This window comes from Nitrincola sp., assembly GCF_048264025.1.
Taxonomy (GTDB): Bacteria; Pseudomonadota; Gammaproteobacteria; order Pseudomonadales; family Balneatricaceae; genus Nitrincola.
Genome location: NZ_JBLXDN010000026.1, coordinates 1 through 14,996 on the forward strand (window position 1 = coordinate 1; position 14,996 = coordinate 14,996).

At 45.9% G+C, this 14,996-nt stretch carries 18 protein-coding genes; 9 read left to right on the forward strand and 9 right to left on the reverse strand.

The features are described from left to right. Positions 1 to 374: 374 nt before the first annotated feature. Both ACN0R1_RS15590 and ACN0R1_RS15595 read right to left on the reverse strand, forming a co-directional pair. Positions 375 to 875, reverse strand: coding sequence for a hypothetical protein (locus tag ACN0R1_RS15590; RefSeq protein ID WP_417584500.1), 501 nt, complete (start codon positions 873 to 875; stop codon positions 375 to 377). Further along, a complete protein-coding gene (locus ACN0R1_RS15595; protein WP_417584502.1) occupies positions 875 to 1,078 on the reverse strand; it encodes a DNA-binding protein in 204 nt (67 codons plus the stop codon). Before ACN0R1_RS15595 ends, ACN0R1_RS15590 begins: the two co-directional genes overlap by 1 nt. Before the next feature lie 117 nt (positions 1,079 to 1,195). On the opposite strand from ACN0R1_RS15595, the gene ACN0R1_RS15600 reads away from it, so the two are divergent. The 4 genes from ACN0R1_RS15600 to ACN0R1_RS15615 all read left to right on the forward strand — a co-directional run bounded on the left by ACN0R1_RS15600 (position 1,196) and on the right by ACN0R1_RS15615 (position 3,562). Beyond that, positions 1,196 to 1,465 (forward strand): hypothetical protein, encoded by a 270-nt coding sequence (locus ACN0R1_RS15600; protein ID WP_417584504.1) that lies wholly within the window; start codon positions 1,196 to 1,198, stop codon positions 1,463 to 1,465. Between the two features lie 25 nt (positions 1,466 to 1,490). After that, complete coding sequence (locus tag ACN0R1_RS15605) at positions 1,491 to 1,931, forward strand: hypothetical protein (protein ID WP_417584506.1); 441 nt, start codon at positions 1,491 to 1,493, stop codon at positions 1,929 to 1,931. A gap of 381 nt (positions 1,932 to 2,312) precedes the next feature. Beyond that, positions 2,313 to 3,020, forward strand: a complete 708-nt coding sequence (locus tag ACN0R1_RS15610) for an inorganic diphosphatase (RefSeq protein ID WP_417584508.1) — start codon at positions 2,313 to 2,315, stop codon at positions 3,018 to 3,020. 155 nt (positions 3,021 to 3,175) lie between these two features. Continuing rightward, a complete protein-coding gene (locus ACN0R1_RS15615; RefSeq protein WP_417584510.1) occupies positions 3,176 to 3,562 on the forward strand; it encodes a SirB2 family protein in 387 nt (128 codons plus the stop codon). Between the two features lie 48 nt (positions 3,563 to 3,610). Here ACN0R1_RS15615 and ACN0R1_RS15620 read toward each other — a convergent pair whose 3' ends face one another. Both ACN0R1_RS15620 and ACN0R1_RS15625 read right to left on the reverse strand, forming a co-directional pair. Beyond that, a complete protein-coding gene (locus ACN0R1_RS15620; protein ID WP_417584512.1) occupies positions 3,611 to 4,936 on the reverse strand; it encodes a sensor histidine kinase in 1,326 nt (441 codons plus the stop codon). After that, positions 4,933 to 5,592: a response regulator gene (locus ACN0R1_RS15625; protein WP_417584514.1), complete on the reverse strand. Its 660-nt coding sequence runs from the start codon at positions 5,590 to 5,592 to the stop codon at positions 4,933 to 4,935. Before ACN0R1_RS15625 ends, ACN0R1_RS15620 begins: the two co-directional genes overlap by 4 nt. Positions 5,593 to 5,754: 162 nt before the next feature. Between ACN0R1_RS15625 and ACN0R1_RS15630 the strand changes: the two genes are divergently transcribed. The 4 genes from ACN0R1_RS15630 (at position 5,755) to ACN0R1_RS15645 (ending at position 8,710) form a co-directional block, all read left to right on the forward strand. Continuing rightward, the gene (locus ACN0R1_RS15630) at positions 5,755 to 6,075 is read left to right on the forward strand and encodes a PepSY domain-containing protein (protein ID WP_409525742.1); all 321 of its coding nucleotides are present in this window, start codon (positions 5,755 to 5,757) and stop codon (positions 6,073 to 6,075) included. Positions 6,076 to 6,171: 96 nt separating this feature from the next. Next, entirely contained in the window at positions 6,172 to 7,458 is a 1,287-nt protein-coding gene (locus ACN0R1_RS15635) for a ferric reductase-like transmembrane domain-containing protein (protein ID WP_417584516.1), read from the forward strand. Between the two features lie 58 nt (positions 7,459 to 7,516). Then, positions 7,517 to 7,987 carry a DUF2271 domain-containing protein gene (locus ACN0R1_RS15640; RefSeq protein WP_417584518.1) on the forward strand — a complete coding sequence of 157 codons (471 nt, stop codon included), beginning with the start codon at positions 7,517 to 7,519 and terminating at the stop codon, positions 7,985 to 7,987. Positions 7,988 to 8,020: 33 nt separating this feature from the next. After that, complete coding sequence (locus tag ACN0R1_RS15645; protein ID WP_417584520.1) at positions 8,021 to 8,710, forward strand: VIT1/CCC1 transporter family protein; 690 nt, start codon at positions 8,021 to 8,023, stop codon at positions 8,708 to 8,710. A gap of 72 nt (positions 8,711 to 8,782) precedes the next feature. Here the strand turns inward: ACN0R1_RS15645 and ACN0R1_RS15650 are convergent, their stop codons facing one another. The 5 genes from ACN0R1_RS15650 to ACN0R1_RS15670 form a co-directional block, all read right to left on the reverse strand. Beyond that, the gene (locus ACN0R1_RS15650) at positions 8,783 to 10,417 is read right to left on the reverse strand and encodes a phosphoethanolamine transferase (protein WP_417584522.1); all 1,635 of its coding nucleotides are present in this window, start codon (positions 10,415 to 10,417) and stop codon (positions 8,783 to 8,785) included. Positions 10,418 to 10,508: 91 nt separating this feature from the next. Continuing rightward, entirely contained in the window at positions 10,509 to 11,780 is a 1,272-nt protein-coding gene (locus ACN0R1_RS15655) for a histidine kinase dimerization/phospho-acceptor domain-containing protein (protein ID WP_417584524.1), read from the reverse strand. Between the two features lie 94 nt (positions 11,781 to 11,874). Further along, entirely contained in the window at positions 11,875 to 12,546 is a 672-nt protein-coding gene (locus ACN0R1_RS15660; RefSeq protein ID WP_417584526.1) for a winged helix-turn-helix domain-containing protein, read from the reverse strand. 7 nt (positions 12,547 to 12,553) lie between these two features. Next, positions 12,554 to 13,234 (reverse strand): phosphatase PAP2 family protein, encoded by a 681-nt coding sequence (locus ACN0R1_RS15665; RefSeq protein ID WP_417584528.1) that lies wholly within the window; start codon positions 13,232 to 13,234, stop codon positions 12,554 to 12,556. A 14-nt stretch (positions 13,235 to 13,248) separates the two neighbouring features. After that, positions 13,249 to 13,605, reverse strand: coding sequence for a diacylglycerol kinase (locus tag ACN0R1_RS15670; protein WP_417584530.1), 357 nt, complete (start codon positions 13,603 to 13,605; stop codon positions 13,249 to 13,251). Between the two features lie 303 nt (positions 13,606 to 13,908). On the opposite strand from ACN0R1_RS15670, the gene ACN0R1_RS15675 reads away from it, so the two are divergent. Continuing rightward, positions 13,909 to 14,973: a sulfate ABC transporter substrate-binding protein gene (locus tag ACN0R1_RS15675; protein ID WP_417584532.1), complete on the forward strand. Its 1,065-nt coding sequence runs from the start codon at positions 13,909 to 13,911 to the stop codon at positions 14,971 to 14,973. Positions 14,974 to 14,996: the final 23 nt, after the last annotated feature.

Genomic DNA, 14,996 nt, shown 5'->3' on the forward strand with positions numbered 1-14,996 from the left:
CGTTGCTTCTGCCCTTGCGCTCATGACTCAGCACCTCCCTTAACGTCCGCGATCGGTGACGGCGACGGGGGCGGACAAACAGATTTACCAGCTGAGAAATCAGGGCATCCAGCAGCAAGCCAAGCTGTTAATACTGAACCGCCGAGGGTCCATAAGTCGGTGCCGCGCTGAATGGCTTCCTGTTGTAGTTCCAGGTAAACAGACGAGGGGGCGACAATGTAGAAACGGCGCTCCTTATCTTCTATCTGGTCCTGACGAGGGGGGATGATGCTAGTCATATCAAGAATCCTCCCTTTTCTTAAAAACAATATTGGAGAGAGATACACCGATAAAAGAACCAATGCATGAGCCGATCACAAAAAGAATAAGATCATTCATGCTTGATCCTCCTTAACGCGGTGAATCTGAAGCGTTGATTTAATAGCGTCAATTCTATGATTAACATTACTTAGATAAGCTGGAGATTTACCACCGAATTTAACTTCAGCAATTATTTCAGCAGATGCATCTAAATGATCATTAATCATTTTTTCTAAATGGGCATATTCACCGTGATACATGACAGAATCTTGTGCAGCAATGGTATGCTCTTGATCTGTGATGAATAAATACACAGTAGACTCATAACCCTTCATAAACACTAAAGCGTGATCAGCAGTTAAGGGAGTTTCTTTAAGACGGTAATTACCGAAGCAATCTTCATAAGTACGATTTTCTTGGAAATAAACGATGCGCCCAGATGTAGTAATAGTCAGGCTTTGATGATGATTGGGATCAACTGAATATGGAAACTCAATACAAATTTTCTGCTCTGGTGATACAGATGCAATTTCAATCAACGCATTCAACATCTGCTCAGGGGTATAAGGATTCATCAGATTGACTCCTTTTCAGATAACTGTTTTGACAGCAGCACAACATTCACCAGGCGATGCTTACCGATTCGCTCAGTTGGCAGATAGCCGTTTTCAATCCAACCGCGGACAATTGACTGATCCATACGTATCCAGTCTGCAAATTCTCTCCATGCCATCAGCGGAGGGATTGGAGTTGCGACCGGGATCAGTTGTTGTTCCATGGTTGTACCTCTATAATCAGTGGTTGTTACAAAAATGATTACTTAGTAATCTTTACTTAGTAGTAATAATAGATGATATATTATACTAAGTAAATACTACTTATATGGTTTATAACTATGATTAAAGAGAGGCTGATAAGCCTTTTCAATAACGAAAGAACGAGCACCTGGTTTGAAAAAGAAACCGGGATTGACCGCTATCGTTGGGGAAACATCAGAAACGGTAAAGCAAGGTTATCTGATGCAGAAATAGAAGCTGTGGTTAAAATTTTTCCACAATACGCTCTGTGGTTAGTAAGTGGCAAAGTAGCGCCACAAGCGGGACAAACAAGCCCAGAACTAGATGAAGTTAGACACTCAGACTCAGGGAAACAGAGCGCGGGATAAAAACGGCGCAAGAGGTGCAAAAGCGATGGATGAAAAGGGAAAGGGGAACGGTCTGAACCTGGATTTTAAAATAGATCCAGAAGACATTATCAATCCAAGTAGAAGAACGGCCAACTATCAACCAGTAAAAGCTCAACGGCCGTTATGGATAGATATCATGATAGGCATAGTCGCCGCAATGTTCCTAATATGGGCAATATGGTTCGGATTCATTACATTCTCAGCCTGGAGTTTGAGCAAAGTTGTAGAAAGATCAGCAGAGAAAGCACGCATTCACCAGGTACAGCAACAGCAAATAAATACACAAGAGCGACAGCGACAAGAGCAAGTACGATTACAGGAAGTACAAAGACAAGAAAGATTAAGACAGCTAGCTTCTCCACAATGCCGATTCTGGACAGATCACTACAGAAACAACCAAGATCAGCGGTCACTAGAGAACGTGCGTCGATACTGCCCAGATTAAAGCTATAGTGTCACCGATGTGTCACACGCATTACGTTATATAGCGGTCTAACAATGGTGTTAGAAATAAGAGCATCTTATAAAATCAATGCATTATGATATATAGCGGCATAACAAGACATTGAAGGCACGGGTTCGAAACCCGCCACCTCCACCAAATTGCAATAAATGATTGATTCTCAATCATTTTCTTTCCAAGAGAACATCCCCTACCCGATTGGTGACACTCACAGGTGACACTGGGGGTTCTCAATCACATTTTTCACGCTACGCAATAGCCCTGGTAGACACTAAATCAGCCCCCCCAAATTACCACCCACTGTAATCTGTTCGTCATTTCTCCTTGCTAGTTTATTGGCACAACTATTCAAGGAGCTACATCATGCGAAAAATTCTAATGCTGACCGGCGCAGCCTGTTTTGCAGCCTTATCTGTTTCTGCTCAAGCCGATGCACTTGGCGCCTTGGCCTTCTCAGAAACGACACCCCATACCACCGCCATGACACCTAAAGATGCTTTCACCATCGTCGGCAGTGAAGACCTGATGGCTATGGGAGCTATTAATGAAGACGGCAGCGTTCGAGCGATTATCGAAATACCTACCGGTACGTCAGCTAAATGGGAAGTCAGTAAAGATGATCCTAAAGCTGTTTACTGGGAATACAAGAATGATAAACCACGCGTTGTGAATTACTTGGGCTACCCAGGCAACTATGGTGCGATTCCGGGCACCGCTCTGCCCAAAGAGTTGGGCGGTGATGGCGATCCACTTGATGTCATCGTATTGGGGCAGGCAGCTCCACGTGGTGAAATTGTCGATGTGCGGGTTATTGGTGTCCTGAAGATGCTGGATGATGGCGAACAGGATGACAAACTCATCGCGGTAATGATGCAGGACTCTCCCTTTGCTCATATTGAAAGCATGGCGCAACTGGATGCCGAGTTCGCCGGTGTAAGCCAGATTGTTGATCTTTGGTTCGCAAATTACAAAGGTCCGGATGGCGGTATGGAAGGGCTTGGCTTTGAAGATGCCGAATCTGCACGCGCTGTACTGGATGCCGCGGCTGCGAATTTCGAAGCGCAACGTTGATACCAGAGAATTTTAGCTGACCCCACGGGTCCTTGGTGTCAAGCCAAGGGCCCAATAAACGGCTACTCTTGCCTTGCAACCCCCAACTCTTAAGCCTAGTATCCCCCTCATACTATCCCAATAAAGCCCGGCATTTCTAACTCATCTGATGACCAATGCTTGAACACTATTCTCTGCTGAAACATCTGCATATCACCGCCGCTTATGCCAGCCTGGCATTTTTTGTCTTGCGCGCCACCTGGTCAGTTAGTGAAAGCAGCAGGTTAAAAGTGGCTTGGGTTAAATTCACACCCCACTTACTCGACACCCTGCTGCTGACACTGGGTGTGACTATGGCTATATTACTTAGCCTATGGCCCCTACCAAGCTGGTTGAGTGCAAAGCTTGTCGGGCTAGTCGTGTACATTCTGTTGGGCACCATTGCAATCAAGCGTGGCTCCACACCTGGAATACGACTGGTAGCGACTTTTCTTGCCGTACTGGTGTTCATCTATATGCTAGGTGCCGCGCATAACCACCATCCCGGATCTTGGTTCAGATAGTTTACAGCGCTGGCGCTGCGAGATTAATAAGTTCAATCACCAGTTAATTCATGACTGAACAGGTAGCTGAACAACTGCTTCAAAGCCTCTGTCAGAATCACTCGCTGGCGACACCAGCTGTATTTGTCCACCCATGCCTTTTACCAAGGCATCCACTATAGCTAGCCCTAAGCCTGATCCTGGCGTAGTCATACTGGCACGAAAAAAACGTTCATGCAGACGTTTCAACTGTTCTGCATTTAAGGGCTCACAGGCATTTACAACCCGTAGTTCGCCCTTCACGCTCAACTGCACAGTGATCCTACTATTCGCTTCCCCATGCTTAATGGCATTTTCAATCAGATTTTTGACCAAAATGGAGAAGGCATCGGCATCAATACACGCTTTTACCGCTTGCTTTGGAAGCTGCAGTTGCAGGTTTTGCACCCCTGACCGTTGATACTCATCGGCAATCAGGGACAAGAGCTGGCTTAAGTCCTGAGGTGTATCGGTCAACAGCCCGCTGCTGTCCGCTTTGGCAAGCTGTAACAGCTTGTCTGACAGGTTCACCAGATGATTAAGCGTCGTGACTAACTGGCCTGCTTTTAACCGCGAAGCTTCATCGTTCAGTGTTTTTTCCAGGCGCTGAGTCTGAGCCATCATTGTCGCCAGTGGCGTGCGCAATTCGTGGGCGGCATTGGCGGTAAAATGACGCTCAGCTTCCAGGGCGCTTTGCAGGCGCCACATGAGCTGATTAACGGCTTGTCTCATCGGCTCCAGTTCATGGGGCAAATTGCCATGCGTAACCGGGGACAGATCGCCGGCGCCTCGCTGGGCTAATTGGGTACCATATTGCCTGACAGGCCTGATCACCTGACGCACCAGAAAGACGGCCATCAGTAAACACAGAGGCAATAACAACAACAAGGGCATGGCCATGATCAGCAATGTGTTCAGTACCGCCTCACGACGTTTGGCGATTGGTTCAGCCACTTGTATAAAGTAGGAGTCCTGTACAGCTGATACAGTATAAACTCGATAACCATCCTGACTGTCAAAACCCTTCTGGAGAGGGATACTGAAGGATTTTTGCCGAGCAGTATGCGATTGCAATAACACCTCGCCGTCTGCATTGCGCACTTGATAGGTCAGGCGTTCTTCATGAGCGCTCAGTGCAGGTAACTGTTGTAGCAATTTCGCGTCTTCCCGGTTAAAGATTTCAACTAACGCCAAAGGCAAGATGCGCTCTGCGGTCTCCTGCAAGGCACTATCGAAGGTTTTATTCAGCTCTTTGTTCAATTGAACGCCGGCCAGGAGCAACCCTAGCAGCCATAAGCAGGTCACCAGTATCAGCAGACGTAAAATGAGTTGTTTTTGCAGGCTGATCGCTTTCATCCCCGTTGCATCCTGTATCCCATGCCACGCACGGTTTCGATGCACCCTTTACCTAACTTTTTACGCAAACGACTGATATAGACCTCAATGGTATTGCTTTCGATTTCAGCACCAAAGGCATACAGGGCATCTTCCAGACGTGAGCGGGTTAAGAGTTGTCCTGGGTGCTGCAAAAAAGTTTCGAAGATGGCCCATTCACGCGAGGTCAACTCAACTGGCCGCCCCGATTGGTAAACAGTTTTATCTGCCAAATTCACCTGCAAATCGCCCAACACTATATTCGGATTAGGATTACCGCTATAGCGCCGAGCTACTGCTGCCACACGCGCCATCATTTCATCCAGATTAAAGGGTTTAACCAAATAGTCATCGGCACCGGCATTGAGCCCGTTGATACGGTCAGCAATCTGGTCCTTGGCGGTCATAATAATCACTGGCAGAACGCTGCTGGTTTTTCGTAATTGCTGCAGAAAATTCAGCCCGGAACCATCAGGTAGCATCAGGTCCAAAAGCAACAGATCATAGCCTGTACTGCGTAAACAGCTTGTAGCAGCCTCTATACGCGTCACCCAGTCAACGGCATAGCCCTCATCCTGTAATTGATCACGGATCGCTTCGCCAAGACCTGCGGTATCTTCCACCAGGAGTATTCGCATAATATCTTCCCAAAAAAACCATCTTAACCCGCTTTTCTGACAACAGCCTGAATCGTTATTATTTTTTACACCCTGGGTAAGGTTAGCTGTTCAGGTCACTGTCAGGAAAGTGAAGTAAAGTCACCCAACACTAACAAACAACGCAAAAATTGGAGAGCCACCATGAAAAAAGTATTACTACCCCTGCTTATCGCTACTTCACTTACAACTGGAGCGGCGTTTGCCAGTGATGATTGTGATGATCCTGTTGATAGCTGGCAACCAGAAGAAAACCTGCAACAGAATTTAGAGAGCAACGGCTGGCAAGTTGATCGCATCAAGATCGACGATGGCTGCTATGAAGTTAAGGGCGTTGACACGCTTGGGAACCGCTTCGAGGCAGTATATTCACCCGCATCACTGGAAATACGTGAGCTGGAGATAAAATTCAATAATCAGGGCTCAGCCGAAGATTACCTGGATAGAAGTGCAATCACTCGTTAAAGCGAATACCTGATTTTTAAGCACGACAATTCACTCTTTAAGGTTGCTGTCAGGATGGCAGCGCAGAATGGATTCTAAACCTAAAGGAGTGTACTCATGTCAAATCTACGTTTACCCCTGAGCCTGCTGGCACTACTGACTTTACAGTTAAGTGTCTGGCAGTGGGGGCTCAGCTATGAGCATTTACTCACACTCAGCGGCTTTCTTGCCATCAATTTTATGTCCCTCACTATGCTACTGGCAATGCGCCCTAAATGGTTGGAGTTCCCATTGGGTGGCCTGGATAAAATGTATCATCTACACAAATGGACCGGTATTCTCGGTGCCATTTTTGCTATGGGGCACTGGCTAATTGAAATGGCAGATGATCCCATCCAGGGTCTGTTTGGAAAGGAGCGTAGCCTTAGGGAAGCCCATTTTTCTGGCCTACTGGACAGTCTACAAGATTTGGCCGAGGATCTGGGTGAGCCGGGGCTTTATCTGTTGCTGGCGCTGGTTGTCCTGACCCTGATCCGTTGGGTCCCCTACCGCTTTTGGCGCTATCTGCACCGGATCATGCCACTCATTTACCTGGCACTGGCCTCCCATGCCGTGTTGCTGGCGCCACTGCAATGGTGGCAACAGCCTACGGGTTGGCTGATGGCTGTCTTCATAGTCGGAGGCGTAGTGGCTTCATTTCAATCACTGACAGGACAGATAGGCAAGAATCGCCGCTGGCAGGGTCTGGTTCGCACCGTTCAGCAAGCATCCCACACAACCACTGAAGTAGTCTGTGAGATGGGAAAGAACTGGCCAGGACACAAAGCGGGGCAATTTGCACTGGTAACTTTCGACAGGACTGAAGGTGCACATCCTTTCACCCTGGCTTCAACTGATCAGAAGGATGGTCTGCTCAGCTTTCAAATTAAGGCATTAGGTGATTATACCCGCACCCTGCCGCATCGATTACACAGTGGTAGCAAGGTTAGTGTTGAGGGCCCTTATGGCTGTTTTAATCCAGAGAAAGGTAGAGCCAAAGCGCAGCAGATCTGGGTGGCTGGTGGCATTGGTGTCACCCCGTTTCTAGCTGCACTGGAAAGCCGTCTGGTCAATACAGACAAGAGCTATCCAGCCGTGACCTTACATTACGCTACCCAACTCGCAACCGATGATCCCAATGCGGCGCGCTTGCAAACCCTGGTTGAGCAGTTGCCAGATATAACCTTGCAGATTCACCAAAGCCAACAGGGGCAGCGGCTGACGGCAGATCAGTTACAGATCCATCACATCCAGGTCGATGTCTGGTTCTGTGGCCCTCAAGGTCTGGCCACAGCGTTGCGTAAAGGTCTGGAAGATATGTCTATTTCATTACGTTTTCATCAGGAACGTTTTGAGTTCAGGTAAGGACGCGTAACGGATTTAAACGACTCAACATACCGACCCAACATACCCAAGGTGCACCATGAAAAAACTGTTATTTATTGCGGGACTTGCAGGGGTAATAGTCCTACCTGCTCTCGCACAGGCCAGGGAGGTAACCATCACCACGCAATTGAATAATTACCGTGGCGATGGCGCTTACCTGGCAATCTATCTTACCGACCCGGAAGGAATGTATCAGCGGACACTCTGGATTGCTGGAAAAAAAAGCAAGCATTATAAACACCTGACTGACTGGGCTCGCGGCAGTAACAGGAGACGAGCTGAATATGATGGGCTGACGGGCGCCAGCATTTCGCGTAATCAGGCGTTGCAGATAACGGTAAACCTGGATGACTCGCTGATCGATAGTGGGTACCAGATACGCGTGGACAGCGCAGTGGAAGATATGAATGAAAATCCGGCTGATATTATTGCCCCACTGACTACTGAAGGGGCGGGTAAACCTGTCAACGGGAATGGCTATGTGCATTCATTGATCTATGATTTTTGAAGCTATAGTGGAGACGTAACTAAAGGAATTTATATGAGCCATATAGAAATACATAGGTCACATCGTGTTGGCTGGTTGCGCGCCGCTGTGCTTGGCGCAAACGATGGCATTGTTTCTACTGCCAGTCTTATTATTGGTGTTGCCGCAGCCAGCACTACCCATAACAGTATTATCCTGGCTGGTGTTGCTGGATTAGTCGCAGGTGCGATGTCTATGGCGGCTGGAGAGTATGTATCTGTAAGCTCTCAAGCTGATACTGAAAGTGCTGACCTTGCAATTGAAAAAAAATCATTGGAAGAAGATATTGAATTCGAAAAAAAGGAGCTTACCGAAATTTATGAGGGAAGAGGCGTGGAACCTTTGTTGGCACGCCAGGTTGCTGAGCAGCTTATGGAACACGATGCCCTTGGAGCACATGCCAGAGATGAGATAGGCATCTCGGAGACGGGGAATGCACGGCCAATTCAGGCGGCGTTATCTTCGGCAGGTACTTTTACTATTGGGGCGGCACTGCCATTAGTGGTGGCATGGGTGGTACCTCTCCATCTGCTGATTATTCTTGTTGCAATATTTTCTTTGATATTACTCGCTCTTCTTGGTGCCCTTGCAGCACGCGCAGGCGGTGCACCGATGATGATCGGCGCTATCAGGGTTGCATTTTGGGGAAGTCTTGCCATGGCAATAACTGCAGGAGTGGGTAGCGTTTTTGGAGTGGTTGCATAACCTCTAAAAACCACACTGACTCACTGAATAAACCAGAAAGCCGGTGTCTCTTAAATGATCTCTACGCTTTCGTTAACTACATAGCCCTATCAGATCAAGCGATGCTTCCTTAGCCTCAGTATGAACAGAAAATAATGAGAGCATGGAGTCAAAGATATTGTCATGACTGACATGTTCAGAACGGCTTAAACAGTCAACGTCAAACTCTGCCCGCCGCTTGAAGCCATCAGACAACCAGAGCAACATGGGTACTCTGGTTTGTGATTCGGGAGCCATCCAATACGGCAGGCCATGCAAGTAAATACCCTTCTCACCCAATGATTCACCATGATCAGAAACGTACAGTAAGGCTGTATCATATTGATCATCCAGGTCCATCAACATTTCTATTGCATCGTCTAACAGACTGTCCGTCGCCGCAATCGCATTGTCATAAGCATTGATAATATGCTCCTGTTCACACTCACCCAATAAGTTAGTCTGGCATTCAGGCAGAAAAATTTTCTGCTCGGGCAGGCTACGTTTATAGTATTCAGGTCCATGGTTGCCTAGCTGGTGCAATACGACCAGAACACTCTGTTGTGGTGCAGCTCGCATAGCAATAGTCTGGGGTAACTCATGTAGCAGAGCAATATCGGGACACTGCCCGGCCTTGCAATTAAACAGACTACTTTCACCGTAAGAAACATCTTGCTCAACCCTGTTACACATCCCCTTACAACCTGAGTTATTATTTCGCCAGATAACTTTAACACCCGCACGCTGCAACACATCAAGCAGGTTATCAGAGTTTTTAGCTCTAGCAGCATCAAACTCTGATCGCTGCAGATAACTGAACAAACAGGGTACAGATACTGCGGTGGTTGTGCCGCAGGCCTCAATTGCACCAAAATTAATTAGATCTCTGGAACCAAGCTTGGGCGTTGTATTACGCGAATAACCATTAATACCCAAATGATCAGCACGTACGGTCTCACCAAGCACCATAACGACCAGTTTCGGTTTATCTGAACCATTTAGGATTAATTGTGCATCTGGTGCATAAACCTGGAATGGCTCAGCTACGGATGACTCTGTTTTTACGATGCTGGTCGTAGCAGAAATAACACTCAGTGGCAGCGCCTGATGCTTCAAGTAGCGATGCTCACGAAATACACCTGCATAGCTTTGGTACTGGCTAAATAAAAGCAGAGATAGCATAACAAGACTAGCGGCCAGCGTTAAAACATACCCCCTCAAAAACAACCTAAAACCCTGAGGCTTTATATTTAGAAAAATTACAGTCATCGCTGGAAAAATAAAGTAAAACAAAAAATACTTAACCATTCCTGTATGGAGTAAACCCGAAGCTTCTCGAATATCCGTTTCGATTACATTAACAAGCATGGTTTTATCAAAAACAACTCCATACTGAAGCATAAAATATTGTCCTGCTGCAGCAACCAAGAGCAAAATAACAAGCCAGGCTTTTTGAATATACTTGATACTAAGTAATTGACAAATAAATAAATTTATAAGAAAAAGCAATATAATAATCGCAAAAAAAAGACCTGTACTATCCAGAGAAGCAACACTGGACATCACTGGCTTATTATAAAAAACCGTAATCACCAAGGCACATGTCACAGTCAACTGCCAAGGAGCCAACTGAGTAGAAGCGAGTGTTTTTAGCTTAAAGTAATAATACTTATAATCGAGAAACATCATCGCCAAACCCCATCATATTACCAATCAAAGGAGTTAAGTATGATTTAATGACCTTAAGTGAGCCTTAAGCTACCTGAACCAGAATCCAGTTTTATTGAGGCAAAGAAACGCAGACTGTAAGTAGTGCGTTATCCAGCTGATAAGAAACACTACCACCATGCAATTTAGTGACATGTTCAACAATAGACAAACCCAGCCCACACCCTTCGATATGCTGATGCGCCTGATGACGAAAAAAACGCTCTCCCATTCTGTCAGTGTCAGGTAAAGATTGAACCTTATTGGAAATTGAAATTTGCAACGTACCGCTGGGTATAAATTTAGCCTTAACAGTAACTTCACTTTCAGGTACTGCATACTTAGCTGCATTCTCAAGCAAATTCCTTAACGCTACCCCTAATAAAAAGGTATTGCCTTTAATATAAATACGTTCCGAAACATCTAATTTCCATTTAACTCTATCCAACATAACAAAGGGCAGTAATGACAAGCTGTTTTGAATTAACTCAGTCAAATTAATAGTTGAGTAAGGTATATCAGCAATAGACTCAATCCGATTTAGCTGCAGTAACTGATTGACTAAATGCGTCATTTTCCTGCTACCGTCCAGTATTGAGTCTACAGCGATAGCGGTTTCTTCCGGTTTCGTCGCCTCCTGCAAATTTTCTGCATGCAACTGTAATACACTAAGAGGCGTCCTTAGCTCATGTGCCGCATCAGACACAAAGCGTTTCTCCTGCATCACATAATGCGATACACGGTTAATCAGTTGATTAATTGCAAGTTTGATCGGCTGTAATTCTGTAGGCAGTGGCAGGGTTATTTCCGAAAGCTGTTCCGGCGATTTAGTTGAAATCGTTTGCTCCAGCAGACGCAGGGGACGAAGTGTCCAACCGATTATTAAGTAGATAAACACGCTCAAGGGAATCATCACTACCAGGATTGGTCTGATTTGAGCTAATGCCAAGTGCGTACTCATCTCTTCGCGAATATCTTCACGCTGAGCGGTCATCACCCAGGTCTTCCCATCACTTAGTTGCATAACAAAAGCTACCCAGTGAATATTCTGATGGGCGATGTCATGAAACCCATCCATGTTTACCAGCTCAGGAAAATCTACACTGTTTTCCGACTGCATCAGTAAAGTACCGTTTCGCCATACCTGGAATGCCAGCTTCTGCTCATATTTATGGCCTGAGTACACTCGCTCTTGAGCAGCCGTTAATGATTCACCGTAATCAGGCAGTTCAGGAACTCCAACAATCAAAGGGTTGTCCGAATGTTCGGAAGGCGCTGTGCTTTCCAACAGAGCACCGATCAAGCGCGCATTTCGGGCTAACTGCGCATCATACATTTCATCCATTTCATGCAGTGCATCCTGATAAGAGATGTACGCAGTAAAACTTAGACTAATCAACAGGATGCTATTGAGCGCGACTAGCAGCCAAAATCGAATACTATTCGTCTGCATAGTGACTGTTCAGCTTATAACCCACACCACGAACCGTTTTGATAATCGTTGGCGTTAGTTTTTTTCGGAGGCTGTGAATGTGAACTTCGATCGCATTACTCTCAGTTTCACCGCCCCAGCCATGGCAAAGCTCATCAAGCTGCTGACGCGAAAGAATACGGTCGGGGTTTAACATGAAGGCTTTGAGCAACATAAACTCTCGTCTCGTCAGGTCAACTGCCCTGGACTGGAAATGGCAGCACATCTTGCTGAGGTCAATTTCTAGATCAGCGACTTGCAGCAGGTCATCACGTCGATTAGTGCTGCGCCTGCTCAAAACCCTGATACGTGCTTCCAGCTCCAGAATATCGACTGGCTTAACCAGAAAGTCATCGGCGCCACTGTTGAGAGCATCCAGTTTTGTAGCCAGTTCATCTTGAGCTGTCAATACCAGGATTGGAACCAGCCAGCCTTTTTTACGTATAGACCTGATAAGACCGGTTGCAAAACCATCTGGCAACCCTAAATCCAGTATCATCAAATCAAAATGGCTGGTTTTCAAGGCTGATGTTGCCTGGCTTCCGTTAATGCAATGTTCCGGCTGGTATCCCATTTTTTTAAGCCGAAAAACCATGCCATTAGCCAGGGAAACATCATCCTCTACCAGCAAAATCCGCATTATTTTTTCACCTTAATATTGGCTTATCAAACTCTTTATAAAACAACATAAAGAAAAATTTTGCAATCAACAGACATAAAACCAACGTTGTTATATCATGAGATAAAAAGTGCGCCCCTCTAAGTTGCTGCACAAACCCGAGCATAACACCCAAGAGAACTCCAACGCTCAATCCCGCAAAGCGCCATTTAGGTACTAAGCATGCAAAAAAATAGTAAAGCGCAACCCATGCATAGCCACTACTTGCATGACCTGCTGGAAAGCAGCGATGATAGGGAAGATAAGAAGGACGTGACTCCAGTAGATGATAATAAGGCTCAGCGCCACCAAACAGGCTTAAACTCCAAGGACAGGCAATATTAGTAATTGATTTAAAATACGAAACACTGAGTAAAGAAAATATAATAGAAAGACTCAAAGCTACGCAGGCTTTAGCTACTGCCCCATGAGATCTGGACTTAATGCAAAAATAACATGTCATCAACAACAAACATAATACAAAAAAGGTATTCAGTTTTCTTGCACCCTTATGAAACACATCTTCCATCAACCAATGCTCACGAAAAAACCACTCACCTCCTTGATAATTATATAGTTTAGATGCTATATAAACATCACCACCCCCTAGGTCTAGAGAAAACCATATAATGGTATAACAGAGCAATATGACCAGAACTACTTTATCCATGAAAAATCGCTTAATCACCATAAGATTACCATCCACACCAGCAGCGCGTTAATCAAACTAACAAACACCGCTGCTGATGCTATATCCTTAGCTCTGCCACTCAGCTCATGATAGTCTGCCCCTATACGATCTACGACGACTTCTACAGCAGTATTAAGTAATTCAACGATTAGCAATATGAGCAACACAAGAATAAGTAGTGCCCGCTCAACAGAACTTATTTCAAAATAAAAAACTAATGGAAGCAATATAACTAATAAAAATAACTCTTGCCTGAAAGCTGATTCAGTTTTAAAACTAATACAAAGCCCCTTTAACGAGTACTTGCTGGCAAAAAACAAGCGCCGAAGCCCCTTTTCATTAGATTTCATACAATCACCTAATAAACAAATTATAAACAAGCATAGGCACCTATTCTTAAGCTAACATTAATTTAAATTCTCAATTAAAATCCTATGAAATTAAAGAATCCAAGCTCATTAACAGATCTGTCAGCCACTCATGATTCATGCCCGTCTATCGTCCTGGCTAGCGGATACGAACGTATCCAACACAATCGTTATCAGCCACTCGGCAAATAACCAGATCGCATAAAAAAATAATTATTAATTCCTTTTTGTATTATTAAAAACATTCTATTCTAAGTCCTCATGAGACTGACGGAGCACAGCATAATGAAGGATATAACTCACCTTAGCACCTTTCGAAAACTGGGCCTTAGCCTACTTCTATGCATAACGGGCAGTTTGCAGGCAGCCGATATCGATCTGCTGAATGTTTCCTATGATCCAACCCGCGAGTTTTATCAAGCGTATAACGCACGCTTTGCCGACCACTGGCAGGCTGAAACCGGTGATAACGTCAGGGTACGTATGTCTCACGGTGGCTCAGGGCGTCAGGCACTTTCAGTCATGCAGGGTCTCAATGCCGACATCCTGTCGCTGGCATTGGCCTATGATATTGATATGGTCGCTGAGCGCACCGGACGTCTACCATCAGACTGGCAAGACCAACTACCCCATGCCTCATCTCCCTACACCTCCACTATTGTATTTCTGGTACGTGCAGGCAATCCAAAAGGGATTCAGGACTGGGATGATCTGATTCGTGACGATGTCAGCATTATCACGCCGAATCCTAAAACCTCAGGAGGTGCACGCTGGAATTATCTGGCAGCCTGGGGCCATGCTTACCTACAGTCATTGGGTGGGCTGGAGAAGCTTGAATCCGCCGACACTACTGCACATGAGCAGGCGGATGCCGCAGCACGTGCATTTGTTGAGCAACTTTATGGCAATGTTCTATTGATGGATACTGGCGCTAGAGGTGCAAGCAACACCTTCGTAGAGCGGGGCATGGGCGACGTACTCATTGCATGGGAAAATGAAGCCCTGTTAAGCCTGCTCCATCTGGATCAGGATGGCCTGGAGTTGGTAGTGCCCAGCCTTTCCATTCTGGCAGAGCCCCCGGTAGCTGTTATGACAGGCAACACAGAGCGTCGCCAATCAACTGAAGCGGCTAATGCCTATGTCAATTACCTCTACTCAGAAACGGGACAGTCGCTGGCCGCGCAACATTTTTTCCGGCCACAATACCCTGAATTGGTCAATGCTGAAGACATGCAGCGCTTCCAACCCGTAACACTATTCCGCCTGGAAGATCTGTTTGAAAACTGGCACTTGGCACAGAGCAAACATTTCAGTAATGGCGGTATTTTTGATCAGTTGAGCCGACGATGAGCCTCAGCATCATCGCGTGTCTG

What these genes read in the sequence shown, in the direction of transcription:
- ACN0R1_RS15590 (WP_417584500.1), bottom strand. Translation starts at nt 875, where the DNA reads ATGAATCCTTATACCCCTGAGCAGATGTTGAATGCGTTGATTGAAATT.
- ACN0R1_RS15595 (WP_417584502.1), bottom strand. Translation starts at nt 1,078, where the DNA reads ATGGAACAACAACTGATCCCGGTCGCAACTCCAATCCCTCCGCTGATG.
- ACN0R1_RS15600 (WP_417584504.1), top strand. Translation starts at nt 1,196, where the DNA reads ATGATTAAAGAGAGGCTGATAAGCCTTTTCAATAACGAAAGAACGAGC.
- ACN0R1_RS15605 (WP_417584506.1), top strand. Translation starts at nt 1,491, where the DNA reads ATGGATGAAAAGGGAAAGGGGAACGGTCTGAACCTGGATTTTAAAATA.
- ACN0R1_RS15610 (WP_417584508.1), top strand. Translation starts at nt 2,313, where the DNA reads ATGCGAAAAATTCTAATGCTGACCGGCGCAGCCTGTTTTGCAGCCTTA.
- ACN0R1_RS15615 (WP_417584510.1), top strand. Translation starts at nt 3,176, where the DNA reads ATGCTTGAACACTATTCTCTGCTGAAACATCTGCATATCACCGCCGCT.
- ACN0R1_RS15620 (WP_417584512.1), bottom strand. Translation starts at nt 4,936, where the DNA reads ATGAAAGCGATCAGCCTGCAAAAACAACTCATTTTACGTCTGCTGATA.
- ACN0R1_RS15625 (WP_417584514.1), bottom strand. Translation starts at nt 5,592, where the DNA reads ATGCGAATACTCCTGGTGGAAGATACCGCAGGTCTTGGCGAAGCGATC.
- ACN0R1_RS15630 (WP_409525742.1), top strand. Translation starts at nt 5,755, where the DNA reads ATGAAAAAAGTATTACTACCCCTGCTTATCGCTACTTCACTTACAACT.
- ACN0R1_RS15635 (WP_417584516.1), top strand. Translation starts at nt 6,172, where the DNA reads ATGTCAAATCTACGTTTACCCCTGAGCCTGCTGGCACTACTGACTTTA.
- ACN0R1_RS15640 (WP_417584518.1), top strand. Translation starts at nt 7,517, where the DNA reads ATGAAAAAACTGTTATTTATTGCGGGACTTGCAGGGGTAATAGTCCTA.
- ACN0R1_RS15645 (WP_417584520.1), top strand. Translation starts at nt 8,021, where the DNA reads ATGAGCCATATAGAAATACATAGGTCACATCGTGTTGGCTGGTTGCGC.
- ACN0R1_RS15650 (WP_417584522.1), bottom strand. Translation starts at nt 10,417, where the DNA reads ATGATGTTTCTCGATTATAAGTATTATTACTTTAAGCTAAAAACACTC.
- ACN0R1_RS15655 (WP_417584524.1), bottom strand. Translation starts at nt 11,780, where the DNA reads ATGGATGAAATGTATGATGCGCAGTTAGCCCGAAATGCGCGCTTGATC.
- ACN0R1_RS15660 (WP_417584526.1), bottom strand. Translation starts at nt 12,546, where the DNA reads ATGCGGATTTTGCTGGTAGAGGATGATGTTTCCCTGGCTAATGGCATG.
- ACN0R1_RS15665 (WP_417584528.1), bottom strand. Translation starts at nt 13,234, where the DNA reads ATGGATAAAGTAGTTCTGGTCATATTGCTCTGTTATACCATTATATGG.
- ACN0R1_RS15670 (WP_417584530.1), bottom strand. Translation starts at nt 13,605, where the DNA reads ATGAAATCTAATGAAAAGGGGCTTCGGCGCTTGTTTTTTGCCAGCAAG.
- ACN0R1_RS15675 (WP_417584532.1), top strand. Translation starts at nt 13,909, where the DNA reads ATGAAGGATATAACTCACCTTAGCACCTTTCGAAAACTGGGCCTTAGC.